This is a genomic window from Methylobacterium sp. BI1 (genome assembly GCF_056680125.1).
The window spans coordinates 2606569-2622190 of record NZ_CM155267.1; the positions used below are offsets into that span (position 1 = coordinate 2606569).

Here is a 15622-nt window from a genome sequence, read left to right on the forward strand (position 1 = left end):
GGAACCAACGTGAGCGGCAACGCGCCGCCAGTCCGGTCTGCGTTCCGCTCGGCTCTCACTGAAGATCAGGCGGAACGACCTCGTCGGTCACGTCCTGACCCGTGTCGACTTCGCGCACGCTGACTCTGACGCCCCGTCGGATCAGCCGCTGCAAGTCGTCTGGCGCCAGGTAGGCTCGGGTCTCGGGGTCGTAAAGCCTGCATCCGCCATACCGTCTGAGGTGCCGAATGGGCGAGGACTTCTTGTTGGGCATCATCTCGAATGCGCGGCGCCTGCCGTCTCCGACGATACGTTAGATCTTATCTGTAATAATTAAATTGTAGGCCTTGAACGCGCAATAGCCGTGTCCCTGGTCGCCTCGCGGTCGCGGCGCTAGTGGATCAAGCCTTCGGTTAGGCAGGCAATCTCACGCTCCTCGTCTGAGGGGACGATGCGGACCTGCACGGTGGAGGATCGGTCGCCGATGACTGCCTCATCGCGGGTGTTCGCGTCTGCGTCGACGGTGATGCCAGCGAACGCCAGTCCATGGCAGACGGCAGCGCGGACCCGGGCGGCGTGCTCGCCGATCCCCCCTGTGAACACGAGGGTGTCGAGGCCACCGAGCGCCGCGATCAGCGAGCCCGCCTCGCGCACGATCCGGTAGGCGAACAGGTCGAGCGCCTCCCGCGCCTGCAGATTACCGCTGGCCTCCAGCACCCGCACGTCGTCGCTGATCCCCGAGACGCCGAGGAGGCCCGACCGCTCGTTGAGGATCGTTGCCACCGCATCGGGCGACAGGCCGCGCTCGCGGATTAGATGCAGGATGAGACCTGGATCGACGGACCCGCTGCGGGTCCCCATCATCAGGCCGTCGAGGGTGGTGAAGCCCATCGTCGTGGCGACGCTCGACCCATCCCGGATTGCGCACAGACTCGCCCCGTGCCCGAGATGGGCGGCGAGCACCCGGCCCCGAGGACAGATCCGGGCAACGTGTGCATAGGAGAGGCCGTGGAAGCCGAAGCGGACGAAGCCCTCGTCGATGAGGGGCCGCGGAAGGGGGTAGAGCTGGGCGAGCCGGTCCTGGGTGCGGTGGAAGGCGGTGTCGAAACAGGCGACCTGAGGCAGGTCGGGCCAGGTTTCCGTCACCGTTCGTATGCATGCCAAGGCCTGGGGCTGATGGGCCGGCGCAAGGGGGATCAGGGTCTCCAGTTCGGCAACGACCTCGGCATCGAGGCCCAGCGGCGCGGCGTAGCGCATGCCGCCATGGACAATGCGGTGGCCTGCCGCGGTCGGCGCGGCGGGCAGCCGTCCGAGCAGCCATCGGGCGACCTTTGCATGGTCCCCTGCCGGGGGCGGCGTGTCGTCTTGGGCGATGCCATCGACCGCGAGCCTCGGCTCGTTTCCGATGTCGGCGACGTGCGCTCGCCAGTCCGGCCCGTCCGCACCTGGCTGGAACAGGGCGCAACGCAAGCTGGAGGACCCTGCATTGAGGACCAGGATCATCGCTGATGGTCCGCCTCGGGAAGCCGAACACCGGTCTCGAACTCGTCCTGGTCAATCTCGCGTGCACCTGTCGAGCCGCACTGCATAATATCCACCTCGATGCGGCGGTCGAGGTGCGCGTCCGCATGACTCTCGGGCCAGACCCAGTCCCGGACGGCCGGCAGATCGTCCCCGGTCCGGCAGACGTGTTCGCGATGGGTCGCTAACGCCTCTCGGAGGGCCTTTTGGGCGTGCTCCCCCCGGGCCCCCAGCCGCGGTGCGGCCCGCAGGGCGGCCTGCGCGAGATGGAAGCGGTCGAGCCTGTTCAGGACGCACATGTCGAAGGGCGTGGTCGTCGTGCCTTCCTCGATGAAGCCATGGACGTGGAAGTTCGCGTGGTTCGTCCGCTTGTAGGTCAGGCGATGGATGAGCCAGGGATAGCCGTGGTAGGCGAACACAACCGGCCGGTCGTGGGTGAACAGGCCGTCGAAGGTCGCGTCGTCGAGACCGTGCGGGTGCATCCCGCGCGAGGCCAGGGTCATCAGGTCGACGACGTTGATGACCCGGACAAGCAACTCGGGGACATGCCGGCGCAGCCAGTCCACGGCCGCCAGCGTCTCCAGGGTCGGCACGTCCCCGGCACAGGCCATGACCACGTCGGGCTCGGCCTCGCCCTCGTTCGTGGCCCAGTCCCAGATGGAGGCGCCGGCCGCGCAATGCTTGGCCGCGTCATCCAGGCTGAGCCATTGCTGGGCGGGCTGCTTGCCGGCCACCACCACGTTGATGCGGTCGTAGGTGCGCAGGCAGTGATCCATGATGCACAGGAGGGTGTTCGCATCCGGCGGCAGGTAGATGCGGGCCGTGTCCCCGCGCTTGTTGGCCACGAAGTCGATGAAGCCCGGATCCTGGTGGCTGAAGCCGTTGTGGTCCTGCCGCCAGACGTGGGACGAGAGCAGGATGTTGAGCGAGGGCACCGGGCGGCGCCAGGGGAGCGCGCGCACGCCCTTCAGCCACTTGGCGTGCTGGTTCACCATCGAATCGACGATGTGAATGAAGGCCTCGTAGCAGGCGAACACGCCATGGCGCCCGGTGAGGACGTAGCCTTCGAGCCAGCCCTCGCAGAGATGCTCGCTCAGGATCTCCATCACCCGTCCATGACGCGCGAGATGGTCGTCGCCGGGCAGGAGCGCTTCCTGCCAGACCCGGTTCGTGACCTCGAAGGCGGCGTCGAGGCGGTTCGAGGCGGTCTCGTCCGGGCCCATGATGCGGAAGTTGCGGGCCTCGTCGTTCAGAGTGAGAACGTCGCGTAGGAACGTTCCGAGCACCCGCGTCGCTTCGGCCGTGGCCGTGCCGGGGCTCGGCACCGTGACCTCGTACCGGCGCAGGTCCGGCAGTCGGAGCGCTTGGGCATACCGGCCACCATTGGCCTGCGGGTTGGCAGAGAGGCGTCGCTCGCCGGTCGGAGCCAGGGCCGCCAAGCGGCCGATCAGGCGCCCCCGCTCATCGAAGAGGTCCTCGGGTCGGTAGGAGCGCAGCCACCGCTCCAGGATGGCCCGATGCTCCGAGTTCTCCCGGACCGCGGCGACGGGCACCTGATGCGAGCGCCAGGTCCCCTCGACGGCCTTGCCGTCGACGACCTTCGGCCCCGTCCACCCTTTCGGGCTGCGCAGCACGATCATCGGCCAGCGCGGACGCTGGACCTCCCCGCCCCGTGCGGAGCCTTGGATCTCCGCGATGTCGTCCAGGGCGGCATCCAACGCCGCTGCCATGGCCTGGTGCATGCGGGCCGGGTCGTCACCTTCGACGAAGGCCGGCTCGTAGCCGTAGCCCACCAGGAGGCTGCGCAACTCGGCTTCCTGCATCCGGGCGAGGATCGTCGGGTTGGCGATCTTGTAGCCGTTGAGGTGTAGGATCGGCAGAACCGCGCCATCCGTCGCGGGATCCAGGAACTTGTTCGCGTGCCAGGAAGCGGCGAGCGGGCCCGTCTCGGCCTCGCCATCGCCCACCACGCAAGTGACGATCAGGCCAGGATTGTCGAGTGCGGCCCCGAACGCATGTGCCAGGGAATAGCCGAGTTCGCCGCCCTCGTGGATCGAGCCCGGCAGCTCCGGCGAGGCATGGCTCGGGATGCCGCCGGGAAACGAGAACTGGCGCATGAGCCGGCGCAGGCCCTCGGTGTCTTGTGCGACGTCCGGGTAGACCTCGCTGTAGGTGCCCTCCAGGTAGGCGTTGGCCACAAGGCCCGGCGCGCCGTGTCCTGGCCCCCAGACCGCGATCATGTCGAGGTCACGCATCCGGATGACCCGGTTCAGGTGGGCGTAGATGAAGTTCAGCCCCGGCGTCGTGCCCCAGTGGCCGAGAAGCCGCGGCTTGAGGTGCTCGACCTTCAGGGATTCCTGCAAGAGCGGGTTGTCCATCAGGTAGATCTGTCCGACGGACAGGTAGTTCGCGGCGCGCCAGTAGGCGTCGATGTCCTGCAGCCCGTCCGGTCCGAGGGGACCCGGTACGAACGCCAAGCCCTCCAGGTGATCATGCCGGGGGTGGACGCGGTGTTCGTCCCGTCTGGGTGTCAGTTCCATGCCGGTCTCCAGGCGAGCCTCAGATCTCCCTTCTAGTGTGTGCGGCCCAAAGCCGGACGGCCTTGATCCATCTCAAGGCCATCTCTGGTCCGACGGTCATCATGGTTCCCGTAACCGAGAACGGGAGCCGGCAATGACCTTGGTCATGAGATCCACCTACGTCCGGTCGGTCCGGCATGTCCGGGTGCCGGTCACACTCCAGGCGCACAATACGGATGCGCCCTCGGTGGTCACGGACGGCTATCGCTACCGAAGCATCGGCAGCCTGCAGGCCCTCGGCCTCGCGATCTTGGCCTCTCTGGTCACGCCGGCGCTGCTGTGGCTGGTGCTTTGAGGCCCTGCGTGGGATCGAACGGAGGACGACGATGGATGACAGGACCCTGCGCCAGCACGTGCTGGAGGAATTGGACTTCGATCCGAAGGTGGACGCCGCCCATATCGGCGTGGCCGTTCGCGACCGCATCGTGACGTTGTCCGGCCACGTCGCCACCTATGCCGAAAAGGTCGCCGCCGAAAGGATCGCACAGCGCGTCCGTGGGGTCCGGGCCGTCGTCGAGGAGATTGAGGTCCGCTACCCCGCCGACGAGAGGACCGGCGACGAGGAACTCGCCGCCCGCGTCGTGAAGGTTTTGGCCTGGAACGTCCAGGTCCCGGACGAGACGATCGAGGTCAAGGTCGAGGATGGCTGCGTCACTCTCGATGGCTGCGTGCCCTGGTACTACCAGCGGGCGGCGGCGCAAGCCGCGGTGGCGAAGCTCGCGGGCGTTCGCGAAGTGCTGAACCTTCTCGCGGTCAAGCCGCCGGTGCGGTCGGCCGACGTGAAGGCGAAGGTGCTCGCGGCCTTGAAGCGGACGGCGCGGGACCCCGACGGCATCACGGTGCGCGTGGAGGGCGACACGGTTGTCCTCGACGGATGCGTGGACCTCTGGCGGGAGCGCGAGCTCGCCGAGCGTGCGGCTTGGTCGATCCCGGGCGTCCATGCCGTCGAGGACCGCCTGACGCTGGCCTGGTAGGCGACCACCCCGAAGATCGACCGATGCGGGCGACGCCCTGCGCCGTCGAGGTTCCTGACGGTCACGGGGGAGAGGTGGAATGGTTGCCAAGGATCATGGATGCTGGGTTCCGAGGCGCAAGCCTGGGCGCCTGCTGCCACGTTGGATCGGCGCCAAGCTGGGAAGACGGAGGAAGGCGGCCAAGGCAGGTCGGCAGCGAGGCACGCAGGCGGACAGTCCGATAGACATCGAGGCTCTGCTCCGAGTCGTCCAATCGGTCGTCGCGGGTGGGCTCGGCTCCGCTCCGGCCACCCTGCAGTCCCGCCTTCGCGATTAGTCATCGTCATCGACGGGCCCCCGGGCAAGCGGGCGCCGATGGCAACGAGGCTTTCCTTGAGATGGATCAAGGCCCGGCAGGCAAGCACCGGACAGGATGCCCGCATCAGGTCGAGACATCTCGTCCAGGGGAGGCAGGCATGAAGATCTCGAACGTGATGGTGTCCCTCGATCTTGGGGCCGCGGCTGCCGACCGGGTCCAGCTCGCCACGGGCATCGCCGGGCGCTTCGAGGCCAGGGTGATCGGCGTCGCCGCGCGACAGGTGCCCGCCCTCATCGCCGTCAACGACGTCCGCGAGGCGGAGCGCATCTACGAGATCGAGGACCGTCGCGCGAACGAACATCTCGCCGAGGCGAAGGCCTTGTTCGAGCGAGAGGCCGACCGCGGCGTCCGGACGGCTTGGCGTGCCGCATTGGCCGAACCGACGGCCTACCTGATCGAGCAGGCGCGTGCCGCCGATCTGGTGGTGGTGGGGCGCCACGGACCGGCCGACGGTGATCCCGGGCTGATGGGCGTCTCGGCCGGCGCGCTCCTGATGGAGGTCGGCCGCCCCGTTCTCGTCGTGCCACCCGGAATCGAACGTCTTACGGCGAAACGGGTCGTCGTGGCCTGGAAGGACACGCGTGAGGCACGTCGTGCGGTCCACGATGCCTTGCCGTTCCTGACCAGGGCCGATGCCGTCCATGTCGTGGTGGTGGGAGCGGGCGCGCATCGGGAGGGCGCCGAGGACCTGGCCGCCTACCTGTCGAGCCATTGCGTCACCGTCACCACCCACCTGCTGCCGAGCCCCACCGTCGGCGCGTCCGAGGAGATCCTGCGGTTCGCGCATCGTGAGGACGCCGACCTCGTCGTCATGGGCGCCTACGGCCATACCAGGCTGCGCGAATGGATCTTCGGCGGGGCCACCCGCGACGTCCTTCAGATCACTTCCCTCTGTTGCCTGATGAGCCACTGATGCTCCACCTCGGCCGCCTTCGCAGCCTCGGTGCAGTCACGATCATGCTCACCGCGGTCTTTCCGGGTACGTCCGCCTCCGCCTGGGACCGGCGGGTCAAGCAGGGCGAGACCATCGCCCTGACGAACTGCGCGCGTTGCCACGCCGTCGGACGACTTGGTGCGAGCCCACTTCAAGAGGCGCCCCCCTTCCGCACGTTGCATACCCGCTACCCTGTCGAGGACCTCGACGAGGCCCTGGCCGAGGGCATCACGACCGGACACCCGACCATGCCCGAGTTCCGGCTCGGACCGGACGAGGCGGACGCCCTGATCGCCTACCTCAAGTCGCTTGAGCGCTGAGCCTGCCCGGAGATCCCCGATGTTCCTGCGCTGCCTCCTCGTCCCGACCGCCCCAGGGATCGACCCGACCCGCCGCATGGACACGGCGCTGCGTCTGAGCCAGCGCCTGCACGCCCACATTGGCGTGAGCTTCATGGCGCCCGGGCCGGAGCATGTGCTGGCCAGCATGGCTAGCCTGGTGCCCGTCGACTGCGCGACCATCACGGCCATCGAGCAGGGCGTGCGCGAGGCCGCGGACGCCGGAAAGGCGGCGATGCAGGCCTGGTGCGCGCAGCGGAAGGTAGCGTTCATGCCTTCGGGCGAGCGGCTCGACGCCACCTTCGTGACCTGGAGCGAGCTCTCGGGAGAGGTCGAACCGCTCCTGACGCGCGTCGGGCGCGTCAACGACTTGGTCGTCGTCGAACGGCCCGATCCCGCGCAACCTTTTACGGGGCGCGCGCTCGACACCGCCCTCTTTTCCGTCGGGCGGCCGACCCTGATGATCGGCGAACCGGTGACGTACGATCCCTTGTACCACGTGGTGATAGCCTGGAACGGCAGCCTGGAGGCGACGCGCCTGATCGGGCAATCCATCACCCTTCTGCGCGAGGCCGAGCGGGTCACCGTGCTTCACGCGAGAACGGGGAGCTTCGAGGAGGCAGGCGCGGCGGACTTGTGCGGATACCTTCGCTGGCACGGGATCGTGGCGGATGCGGTCACCTTGCCGGTGAAGGAGGGCGTCTCGGTCGGTGCCGCCATCCTTGCGGAGGCCGAGGCTCGGGATGCTTCCATGCTCGCGATGGGGGCCTACACCCATAGCCGCGTGCGCGAGTTCCTGCTCGGAGGCGTCACCCGCCACGTCATCGAGAATGCCCGCCTGCCGATCCTCATGGCGCATTGATGGATGCACTAACCCCAGGCCAGGGTTTCGGCCCGACGCGCTCAGAACGGTGCGTAGGCGCGTTTCGCGAACCGGGCGGACACGTTGCCGGACAAGTCGATGCTATCGGGATTGAGCGCCAGTACCGGGCTGCCGGGCGTCAGGGCGAATGTCGCAAGATCGGCCCAAATGACATTCGGGCTCGTGGTCAGCTCGAAGAAGTAGCGCCTGTTGGAGAGATCGGCGACCGTCCGATACTCGGTATTGTAGATGCCGAACCCCTTGTAGGGCGCACCGAACGGGACCGACAGGTTACGGATGATGGCGAACATGGCTGCGGCCGCTTCCCGGTCCGTCCTCGGCGCCGGCAGCATCGCGCTGAAGTAGGCCGCTCGCTGAAAACGGTCCCGTGGGTTCACGTTGCCAGGAACGGACGTGTCGCTGCTCGGCCTTGAGAAATCCCGTGCCTGCAGGAGCGTAAGCTGCTCGTCGTAGGGCGGGTCGTTCGTCATGATCCGGTACTGCCGGCCATGATGGATCAGGGGCTTGCCGCCGACGTACTCGACGATGGCCGAATCCCCGCCGGCATCCTCAAGGGCGAGATGCACGGTCGTCTTGGTTCCGTGCGTCTCCACCATCACCAACTGCACCGTTTCGAGCAGGGCGAGGGCTTCCGTCACCGTAGCGGCGTTGTCGAGGACGTATTGTGCCCACAGGCCCGCCTGCAGCCCCGGCCTGGCAGGATCGCGCGGCCCAAAATCGGTTCCCTGGAGAAACAGCATGTGCGCGGAAAGTCCGCGCTCGTTAAGGCCGTCGGCCGTCCCGAGGCCGTAGATCGTGGTCACCAGGCTTCCGTACAGCGATGTCCACCGCAATCCATTCTCCGGGACAACCTCGACCGCTCCCAGACGTGCGCCATCACGGTTCATGCCCTGGGGCAGGACCATCAGCGTCGGCTCGGTCGATTCCGGCCAGTCCATCGTCCGGCCGACGAGGATGGCCAGTCCATTGTCGTTCCAGAGTAAGCGCGAACAGGCTGCCGCCCCGCTCAGGGAGAGGACCGTCGCTCCCATCACCGCCATGAGAGCGGCGAGGTGTGAATGCGTTCGCGTTATCGGCATCGGGATACTCCTGTCGCCGAGGACACGGGCGATGCGAGGAATGTTCAGTGGCTCATCAGGCAGCAGACGGGACAGCCGGCGAGCAGGTCGCGGGTGACGCCGCCGAAAGCCCACTCGCGCAGGCGGCCATGGCCGTAGCCACCCACGACGATCAGGTCGGCCGCCTGCTCCGAGGCCGCGTCGACCAGCGCCTCCGCGGTCGTGGCGCCGTAGGCATCCCTCTGTACCGCTGTGGCATGAACGTCGTGGGCCTGGAGGAAGCGGACGGCGGCCTGGGACTCGGCCGCACCCGTTCCGTCGTCGATGGACAACACGACGACGTGCGAGGCCCGTTTCAGGAACGGTAGGGCGTCCCGAACAGCGCGGCGCGCCTCGCGGGTGTTCTTCCACCCGATGGCGACGCGCTGGGCGTCGAGATGGTCAACCATGGGAGGCACCACGAGCACGGGCCGGCCGAGTTGCATGACGGCGCTACCCGGATCGACCGTCATGAGCGGGTTTCCCTCATCGTCCCTGCCGAGGACGATGAGGTCGGCAGCGACGGCCTGGCGCGCGAGGAAGGCGTTTGGAAAGTCGAGGTTCGAGCGCCACTCGATGCGGCTCCGGCCATGGGCGGCCTCGTCGAAGGCCGCATGCGCGCTCTTGAGGTCGGCCAGGACCGCCTCCTGCACCGAGGCCATGCAGTAGCCCCCTCCCAAGGTCGGACCGACCGGCACGGCCTCGTAGGCCGGCATCTCGGCCGCGACTCCGATGAGGCCGGCGTGGAAATCGTCGGCGAGATGCCCTGCGAGGCGGATGCGGTCGTGCGCATGCTCGCCGAGGTCGACCGCGACCATGATGCTTGCGTAGGACATGGAAGACCTCACACGGAATGGGGATGTCGAGGTGCGATCCGACGAGCGACCGGAACCGGGGCTTGGGCCGGTCCCGGTCGGTGGTTCAGGCGAGCGTCAGGTGGTCCACGACGGAGCGCACGCCGGAGGCGGACCAGGCGGCGTTCTCGGCGAGCCGGCGCTCGTACCAGGCGTGTACGGACCCATCGAGCGTGACCGTGTCGCCCTTGACCGACACCGTGATGTGGTCGGCCTCGACCTCGGCGTTGCGCTTGAGCGCCGCCTCGATCTTCGAGCGTACGTCCGTGGCGCTCGCCCGCGGCTTGACCTCGATCATGTTGATGATGCCGGAGACGCCGCCGAGGCGCTTGAGGGCGGCCTGGGCCTCCTCCTTCTGGTACTGCCACGCAACCTCGCCCGTGAGCGTGATCCAGCCGTCCTGCACCCCTACCTGGATGGCGTTCGGCGGAACGGTGACGGACCAGTCGAGCATCTGCACGGCGCGCTTAGCCAGGTCCTCGTCACGGGGCAGCGCCTCGCCGGCGAAGCGGACCTTTATCTCCTCGACCACGCCGCGGACGCCGCGCACCTTCCGGGCTGCTTTTTCGGCCGCCATCCGCTCGGCGTAGCTGCCGACATGCCCGGTGAGCGTGACGATGCCGTTGTCGACGGCCACGCCGATATTGGCCGCCTCGATGCTCGGCTCGAAGTCGATCTCATCGATGATGCTCTGTCGCAGGATCTTGTCGCTCATGGGGAAATTCCTTGGATGAGGAGGGTTCGGCGACGTATCCTGGCCCCCGCAAGCCGGCGGACATTGATCCAGCGCAAAGGGCACCCCGGCTCGGATCCTGTCCTCCATTGGGCATTCCCAGCACTCCGCCTGGTCCCCCTCCGCCAAGCGGCCCATCCTGACAGCCCGTGCGACAGCATCGGTCAGGCAGGGCCGGTCAAGCATCGGGACGTCGCCGAAAGCCTGCGGAACCGGGATGGAGCCCGAGAACATCGCGAAGGGGATGCCGCGCCGGCGCAGCGCACAGGCGAGGGTGAAGCAGGGTCCTTCCTGCAGGTCGACGCTCACCACCGCGAAGGCCGGCTCGCTGCTTACCAGCCCTTCCAGGGCCGCGTCGCAGGAGGCGTAGGGACCTGCGACGGCGTAGCCTTCATCGGTCAGGATGTCTTCCAGCCACATGGCCGCCAGCGCCTGCGGCTCGGCGACGAGCACGACGGGTTTGCAGGCTGGATCGTTTCCCGGCATGGCGCGCCCTTCCAATATTGGAAGCGCCTAAGATTGGGCCTGCGGGCCGGTCCGGCCTTGATCTACCGCAACGGAAGGACCGCGCTTAGCAGCATCGCGGCGACCGCGAGCAGCATGCAGGCGGTGGCGACCCAGCCAAGCCACCGAAGCGGCCCGCGAATGGCGAAAGTCCCCATGATATCGGTGCGGGCTGCGGCCAGCATCATCACGGCCATGATCGGCACCGCGATGACGCCGTTGACCACCGCGCTCCAGTAGAGTGCCCGGATCGGGTCGACGGCACCCAGGCTGATGATCATGCCGACGATAGTAGCGAGCGCCACCGTGCCGTAGAAGGCGCGGGCCTCCAGCAGGTGCCGGCCGAAGCCCACAGGCCAGCGCTGTGCCTCGCCGACCGCGTAGGCGGCCGAGCCGGCCAGGACCGGCACCGCCAGGAGCCCGGTCCCGATGATCCCGAGGGCGAAGACGCCGGCCGAGAGGGGACCGGCGATGGGGCGGAGCGCCTCCGCGGCCTGGGCCGAGGTCTGGATGTCGGTGATGCCGCGCGGGTGCAGCACCGCGGCGGTGGTCACCATGATCGCCAGGGCGACGACGTTCGAGAACGTCATGCCGACGAGGGTATCGACCCGGATCCGGTGAAGGGCCGCCTCTCCTTGCTCGGGGGCATGCGCGAGGTCGCGCCGCCGCGGAAAGGCGTGCAAGTCCTCGGCCTCCTCCGCCGCCTGCCAGAAGAACAGGTAGGGGCTAATCGTGGTGCCGAAGATCGCCACCAGGGTCGTCAGGCTCGCCCCGCTGCCGTCGAGGCGCGGCACGGCCATGGCCCATCCGAGTTCGGACCAGGAGACATGGGCGAAGATGACCACGCCGAGATAGGCAAACAGGCTCAAAGTCAGCCATTTGAGGACCGAGACGTAGCGGGTGTATTGAAGAACAAGTTGCATGTAGACGCAGGTCCCTGCGAACAGCGCGACGTAGAGCCAGCGTGGTCCCGGCAGCAGCAGGTTCAGGGCGTCGGCCATCGCCCCGAGATCCGCGCCGAGGTTCAGGACGTTGGCGAAGAGCAGTAGCATGACCACGGCCTGCAAGAGACCATTCGGATAGTGCTGGCGCAGCACGCCGGCGATGCCGTGGCCGGTGGTACGCCCGATCCGCGCCGAGACCATCTGCACGGCGGCCATCAGGGGCAGGCTGTACAGCATGGTCCAGCACAGGCCGTAGCCGAGCTGCGCCCCGGCCTGTCCGTATGTGGCGATGCCGCTGGGATCGTCGTCCGAGGCGCCGGTGATGAGCCCTGGTCCAAGGACACCCAGGAGGCGTGGCTTCGATGGGCCGACGGCAGCGCTCAGGCCCTCCGGATCGTCGGGTTCGGCATCTGTCGGCAGGACGCGAACCTGGACACTCATTCACTTGGCCTTTCGGTCGATACGGGCGTTGCGACGGACGCGACGGCAGCGAGCGCGCCTGCGGCCGGGCGGCATGCGTGTCCTCGCGTCGTATCCCTTCCTGCCGTTCATCGAGTCCCGGGCCCTGCTCCGAATGGACTTCTGACGCGGGGACATCGAGCATCCGGCAGGAGGGCGTAGGTGTGGGAATCGGTGAAGGCCCATGCCTAACCATGCGAATTGGCAAGCTCGGCTTGGTTTTGTGTGAACACCCTTCGACCCCTCGGAAATCGGTCAGGTGAGTTCACCCTCGACTTCCGCGGCGTCGCAGGCATCGGCTTGTAGCCGCCAGTCGACGAGGCCATTGGCCTCGCAGAACAGCGTTTGCCCCGCTGCAATGGCAGAGACCCTCGAAAGGGCCGGAACGAGGACCTGATGCTGGAGCGCGCGCCGCTCATGGCCGCTATCGTCGCCGACGTGCTTGTGGAACGTCACCAGGAACATCCTCGTCGGATCGCCTCCGTCCTCCCATGACGAGACATCGTCTCGTCCTTCGCGAGCGGAGTTGAGGCTGAAATCGGATGGTCGCCTTGATCTGCCGCAAACCCGGCCCCCGCGTGTGGGTAGAAGCGGGTGCGCTTTGGCAAACTAGGCGACCCGTGGGGGCCGGAGGAGGCCGCCCGATGGGCATGGGCCTTGCCGTGCAGCGGCCAGTACCGCTCCATCGCGAGATAGGTGAATGAGGCCGACCAGCCGATCAGCAAGAGGCCGTTCAGCGCCTCGACGCCGGAGATCAGGCGAGCGTGCCCGACGGGGAAGTGGTCGCCGAAGCCAAGGGTGGTGTAAGTGACCACCGAGAAGTACAGGCAGTCCTCGAAGGTGGTGACCGGCACGCCCGCGAAGGCGCCGTTGCCGAGTTGGAGGACGAGCAGCCAGTAGGCACAGGCGTAGATCCACACCGCCGCCGTGTGTCCGACGAAGGCCGCCAGCACCACCACGAGGATGCGGGCGCGCGGCGGGATCGGAAGTTCCGCCAGGTGCTCGGAGGTCAGGCGCAGTACCTCGTACAGCACTAGGATGGTGGTGGTGACGAGGACGACGCTGGCGGCCATGGCGAGAAGCATGTGGTTAGCCCGGGAAGGAACCCGGGAGGAGCATGCCCCGCACTGCGACGGTCGCCTTGACCTGCCTCAAAGCAGCCTCGGACGCCCGCACCAGCTTTCTAGTCCGGAGGTCAGCGGGCCCTGATCCAGATCAACGCGTGACCCGATCCCTTGCCGCCTCCTGGTGGATGCGCCCCAATCCCGGGCGTGCGTCAGCAAGGGAGGCCGGCCATGCCGGACGTTCGCGTATCCGAGGATCTGTGGTCCACCGGAATGCTGCCCGAGGGTATTCTGGAGCGCTGGCTCGTCGAGGACGGGGCCAGGGTGAGGGCCGGGGAAGCCGTGGCCGCCGTCCGGATCGGCGAAGCGCTCCACGACATCGTCTCACCGGTCGGGGGACGCCTGGAAGTGGTTGCGCCAGCCAGCGAGGTCGTCGACCCGGGATGCATCATTGCCGAGGTTCATTCCTGACGCCGCGCGGCGACCGGACCTTTGAGGGAGATCAAGGTCGGCCGGCCCGGGAGGCGAGAGGATGACGGGAGCGAGCCGCGGCGAATGTTGTCGCGGGTACCGGTCGGAGGCGTCCCATGGCTCGATCCAACCTGCACGCGCGTCCCTCGCCGTCGGGATGGCGGACGGACGAGATCCTGCTCGGCGCCCTGCAGCACGCGACCGGCGCCGCGCTGGTGCTGGCCGCGTGGGTCCTCCTCCTTATCGACCATGGCCGCCCCGGCGCCTCCGCGCTCCTGCCGGGCCTGTTGGTCTTCGGGCTGTCCACTGCCAACCAGCTTCGCTTCCGCGCCGTGTTGGAGCGTGCCATCGCGCTCATCGGGGCATGGACGCTGCTGGCCCCCTGGATGCTCGGGTTCGCCGCCAACGATGTCGCGACCTGGGCCCACGTGATGCTCGGTGGCGTGACCCTCGCGTCCGCGCTGGCCTGGCTCAAGCTGGCGAGGAAGCCATGACCGGAGCGTCATCACCCCTAGCCGGCATCCTCGCCCTGGCGGGATTGGCGATGCTCGCCATGACGTTCCCGGCTGCTGCCGGCCCGGATGAGGATCACCGCATCCAGGGCTGGACCGTTGCCGCGCAGCTTTGCAGCCGGTGCCACGTCATCGGCAAGGAGCTACAGGAAGGCGTACACGTCGGGCCGGACTTCCGGACCATCGCCGCCATGCCGTCGACCACGGGCGTGGCGCTCAACGTCTTCCTGCAAAGCCACCATCAATGGATGCCGAGCGTGCGACTGGACCGGGACGAGCTGGATGCGGTCATCGACTACGTCCTCAGCCTCAAGACGGCGGAGCCCGCAAGGCCGTGAGGCCGGAGATCGAGAGCGATGCTTCCCTTTCCCGTGCTCCTGGCCGACATCGGCGGCACCTACGCCCGTTTCGCCATCCTGCCACGGCCAGGCGCAGACCCGACGCCGATTTGGAAGGCGGCGACGGCAGGTTTCCCAGGGCCTTTGGAGGCGGTCCGGTCCTATCTTGATCGGCCCGGCACGGTTAGGCCCTGCGCCGCCTTCCTCGCCGTCGCGGGCCGGGTCGGGAGCGGCGTAACGCGCCTGACCAACGCGCCCTGGCGGTTCGACCTCGCTGAGATCGGCATCGCGCTCGGCCTGGATGCGGTGCGGGTGGTCAACGACTACGTGCCCCTCGCGGCGGCCCTCACGATTCTGGACTCGGCCGACCCCGCCGAACTGGTGCGGATCGGCCCACCGGTCGCCGGCACGGGCACCCGCCTCGTAATCGGAGCGGGGACTGGCCTCGGCGCGGCGTCCCTGATCCCGGTAGGCGAGCGTTACCTGATCCAGACGACGGAGGCCGGGCATACTGGGTTCGGACCCTGCGAGCCAGATGACGGCCTGCCATGGCATCGACTGATGCCGTCGGGGGGCAGGCTGACGGCCGAGACCCTGTTGTCCGGTCCTGGGCTTGTAAGGATCGCACGGGCACTTGCGGCGGCACGCGATGCGGAGGTCTGCTGGCGCCTGCCGGCGGAGGTCCTTGACGGCAGGGCGACGAACGCGGTCGCGAGCGAGGCGGTCGAACAGTTTACACGCCTTCTGGGCCGCTTCGCTGGCGACCTGTCGCTGATGTTCGGGGCGACCGGAGGCGTCTTCCTGGCCGGCGGGATCGCGCCGCGGATCATCGCGGACCTGCAGGGCGACGCCTTCCATGCCGCCTTCGAGCACAAGCCGCCCTTCCATGAGGCGATGTGCGCCGTCCCGCGCTTCGTCATGACCCGTCCGGAGCCCGCCATCGATGGACTGGCGGAGCTCCTCCGGGCGGATGACCGCTTCCTGTTCCCCGGCCAGGACTGGCGCAGGGTTGAGGCAGATCAAGGTCCTGCACCGACGCCCGCCGCAAAATGAGGGCCTCTCGCGGTCGAGCCCAGGAGC

General features: G+C 67.9%; 18 protein-coding genes. 9 read left to right on the plus strand and 9 right to left on the minus strand.

The features are described from left to right. Positions 1-55: 55 nt before the first annotated feature. From AC1MGR_RS12260 to AC1MGR_RS12270, 3 genes are all read right to left on the minus strand, one after another. Complete coding sequence (locus AC1MGR_RS12260; protein ID WP_480231755.1) at positions 56-256, minus strand: polyhydroxyalkanoate synthesis regulator DNA-binding domain-containing protein; 201 nt, start codon at positions 254-256, stop codon at positions 56-58. Between the two features lie 116 nt (positions 257-372). Next, entirely contained in the window at positions 373-1482 is a 1110-nt protein-coding gene (locus tag AC1MGR_RS12265) for an acetate/propionate family kinase (RefSeq protein WP_480231756.1), read from the minus strand. Continuing rightward, a complete protein-coding gene (locus AC1MGR_RS12270; RefSeq protein ID WP_480231757.1) occupies positions 1479-4040 on the minus strand; it encodes a phosphoketolase family protein in 2562 nt (853 codons plus the stop codon). Before AC1MGR_RS12270 ends, AC1MGR_RS12265 begins: the two co-directional genes overlap by 4 nt. Before the next feature lie 133 nt (positions 4041-4173). Between AC1MGR_RS12270 and AC1MGR_RS12275 the strand changes: the two genes are divergently transcribed. From AC1MGR_RS12275 to AC1MGR_RS12295, 5 genes are all read left to right on the plus strand, one after another. Continuing rightward, positions 4174-4374 carry a hypothetical protein gene (locus AC1MGR_RS12275; RefSeq protein WP_108040604.1) on the plus strand — a complete coding sequence of 67 codons (201 nt, stop codon included), beginning with the start codon at positions 4174-4176 and terminating at the stop codon, positions 4372-4374. 31 nt (positions 4375-4405) lie between these two features. Then, a complete protein-coding gene (locus AC1MGR_RS12280; protein WP_108040602.1) occupies positions 4406-5053 on the plus strand; it encodes a BON domain-containing protein in 648 nt (215 codons plus the stop codon). Between the two features lie 455 nt (positions 5054-5508). After that, positions 5509-6324, plus strand: coding sequence for a universal stress protein (locus AC1MGR_RS12285; protein ID WP_108040600.1), 816 nt, complete (start codon positions 5509-5511; stop codon positions 6322-6324). Between the two features lie 44 nt (positions 6325-6368). Beyond that, on the plus strand, positions 6369-6665 hold the full coding sequence (locus tag AC1MGR_RS12290) for a c-type cytochrome (protein WP_480234780.1): 297 nt from the start codon (positions 6369-6371) through the stop codon (positions 6663-6665). Positions 6666-6684: 19 nt separating this feature from the next. Beyond that, positions 6685-7545, plus strand: coding sequence for a universal stress protein (locus tag AC1MGR_RS12295; RefSeq protein ID WP_108040598.1), 861 nt, complete (start codon positions 6685-6687; stop codon positions 7543-7545). A gap of 41 nt (positions 7546-7586) precedes the next feature. On the opposite strand, the gene AC1MGR_RS12300 is transcribed toward AC1MGR_RS12295, so the two are convergent. The 6 genes from AC1MGR_RS12300 to AC1MGR_RS12325 all read right to left on the minus strand — a co-directional run bounded on the left by AC1MGR_RS12300 (position 7587) and on the right by AC1MGR_RS12325 (position 13242). Beyond that, the gene (locus AC1MGR_RS12300) at positions 7587-8645 is read right to left on the minus strand and encodes a linear amide C-N hydrolase (protein WP_480231758.1); all 1059 of its coding nucleotides are present in this window, start codon (positions 8643-8645) and stop codon (positions 7587-7589) included. 44 nt (positions 8646-8689) lie between these two features. Beyond that, complete coding sequence (locus AC1MGR_RS12305) at positions 8690-9499, minus strand: universal stress protein (protein ID WP_108040594.1); 810 nt, start codon at positions 9497-9499, stop codon at positions 8690-8692. A gap of 85 nt (positions 9500-9584) precedes the next feature. Next, the gene (locus AC1MGR_RS12310; protein WP_480234781.1) at positions 9585-10232 is read right to left on the minus strand and encodes a BON domain-containing protein; all 648 of its coding nucleotides are present in this window, start codon (positions 10230-10232) and stop codon (positions 9585-9587) included. A gap of 566 nt (positions 10233-10798) precedes the next feature. Continuing rightward, positions 10799-12139 carry an NRAMP family divalent metal transporter gene (locus AC1MGR_RS12315; protein WP_480231759.1) on the minus strand — a complete coding sequence of 447 codons (1341 nt, stop codon included), beginning with the start codon at positions 12137-12139 and terminating at the stop codon, positions 10799-10801. A 273-nt stretch (positions 12140-12412) separates the two neighbouring features. Next, positions 12413-12622 (minus strand): hypothetical protein, encoded by a 210-nt coding sequence (locus tag AC1MGR_RS12320; protein ID WP_480231760.1) that lies wholly within the window; start codon positions 12620-12622, stop codon positions 12413-12415. Next, on the minus strand, positions 12610-13242 hold the full coding sequence (locus AC1MGR_RS12325) for a potassium channel family protein (RefSeq protein WP_480231761.1): 633 nt from the start codon (positions 13240-13242) through the stop codon (positions 12610-12612). Before AC1MGR_RS12325 ends, AC1MGR_RS12320 begins: the two co-directional genes overlap by 13 nt. Before the next feature lie 210 nt (positions 13243-13452). Here AC1MGR_RS12325 and AC1MGR_RS12330 point away from each other — a divergent pair, with 210 nt between their 5' ends. The 4 genes from AC1MGR_RS12330 to AC1MGR_RS12345 all read left to right on the plus strand — a co-directional run bounded on the left by AC1MGR_RS12330 (position 13453) and on the right by AC1MGR_RS12345 (position 15595). Beyond that, on the plus strand, positions 13453-13692 hold the full coding sequence (locus tag AC1MGR_RS12330; RefSeq protein ID WP_108040745.1) for a biotin/lipoyl-containing protein: 240 nt from the start codon (positions 13453-13455) through the stop codon (positions 13690-13692). A gap of 116 nt (positions 13693-13808) precedes the next feature. Beyond that, positions 13809-14186, plus strand: a complete 378-nt coding sequence (locus AC1MGR_RS12335; protein ID WP_480231762.1) for an SPW repeat protein — start codon at positions 13809-13811, stop codon at positions 14184-14186. Then, entirely contained in the window at positions 14183-14542 is a 360-nt protein-coding gene (locus AC1MGR_RS12340; protein WP_480231763.1) for a c-type cytochrome, read from the plus strand. Before AC1MGR_RS12335 ends, AC1MGR_RS12340 begins: the two co-directional genes overlap by 4 nt. A gap of 18 nt (positions 14543-14560) precedes the next feature. Then, positions 14561-15595, plus strand: a complete 1035-nt coding sequence (locus tag AC1MGR_RS12345; protein WP_480231764.1) for a glucokinase — start codon at positions 14561-14563, stop codon at positions 15593-15595. Positions 15596-15622: the final 27 nt, after the last annotated feature.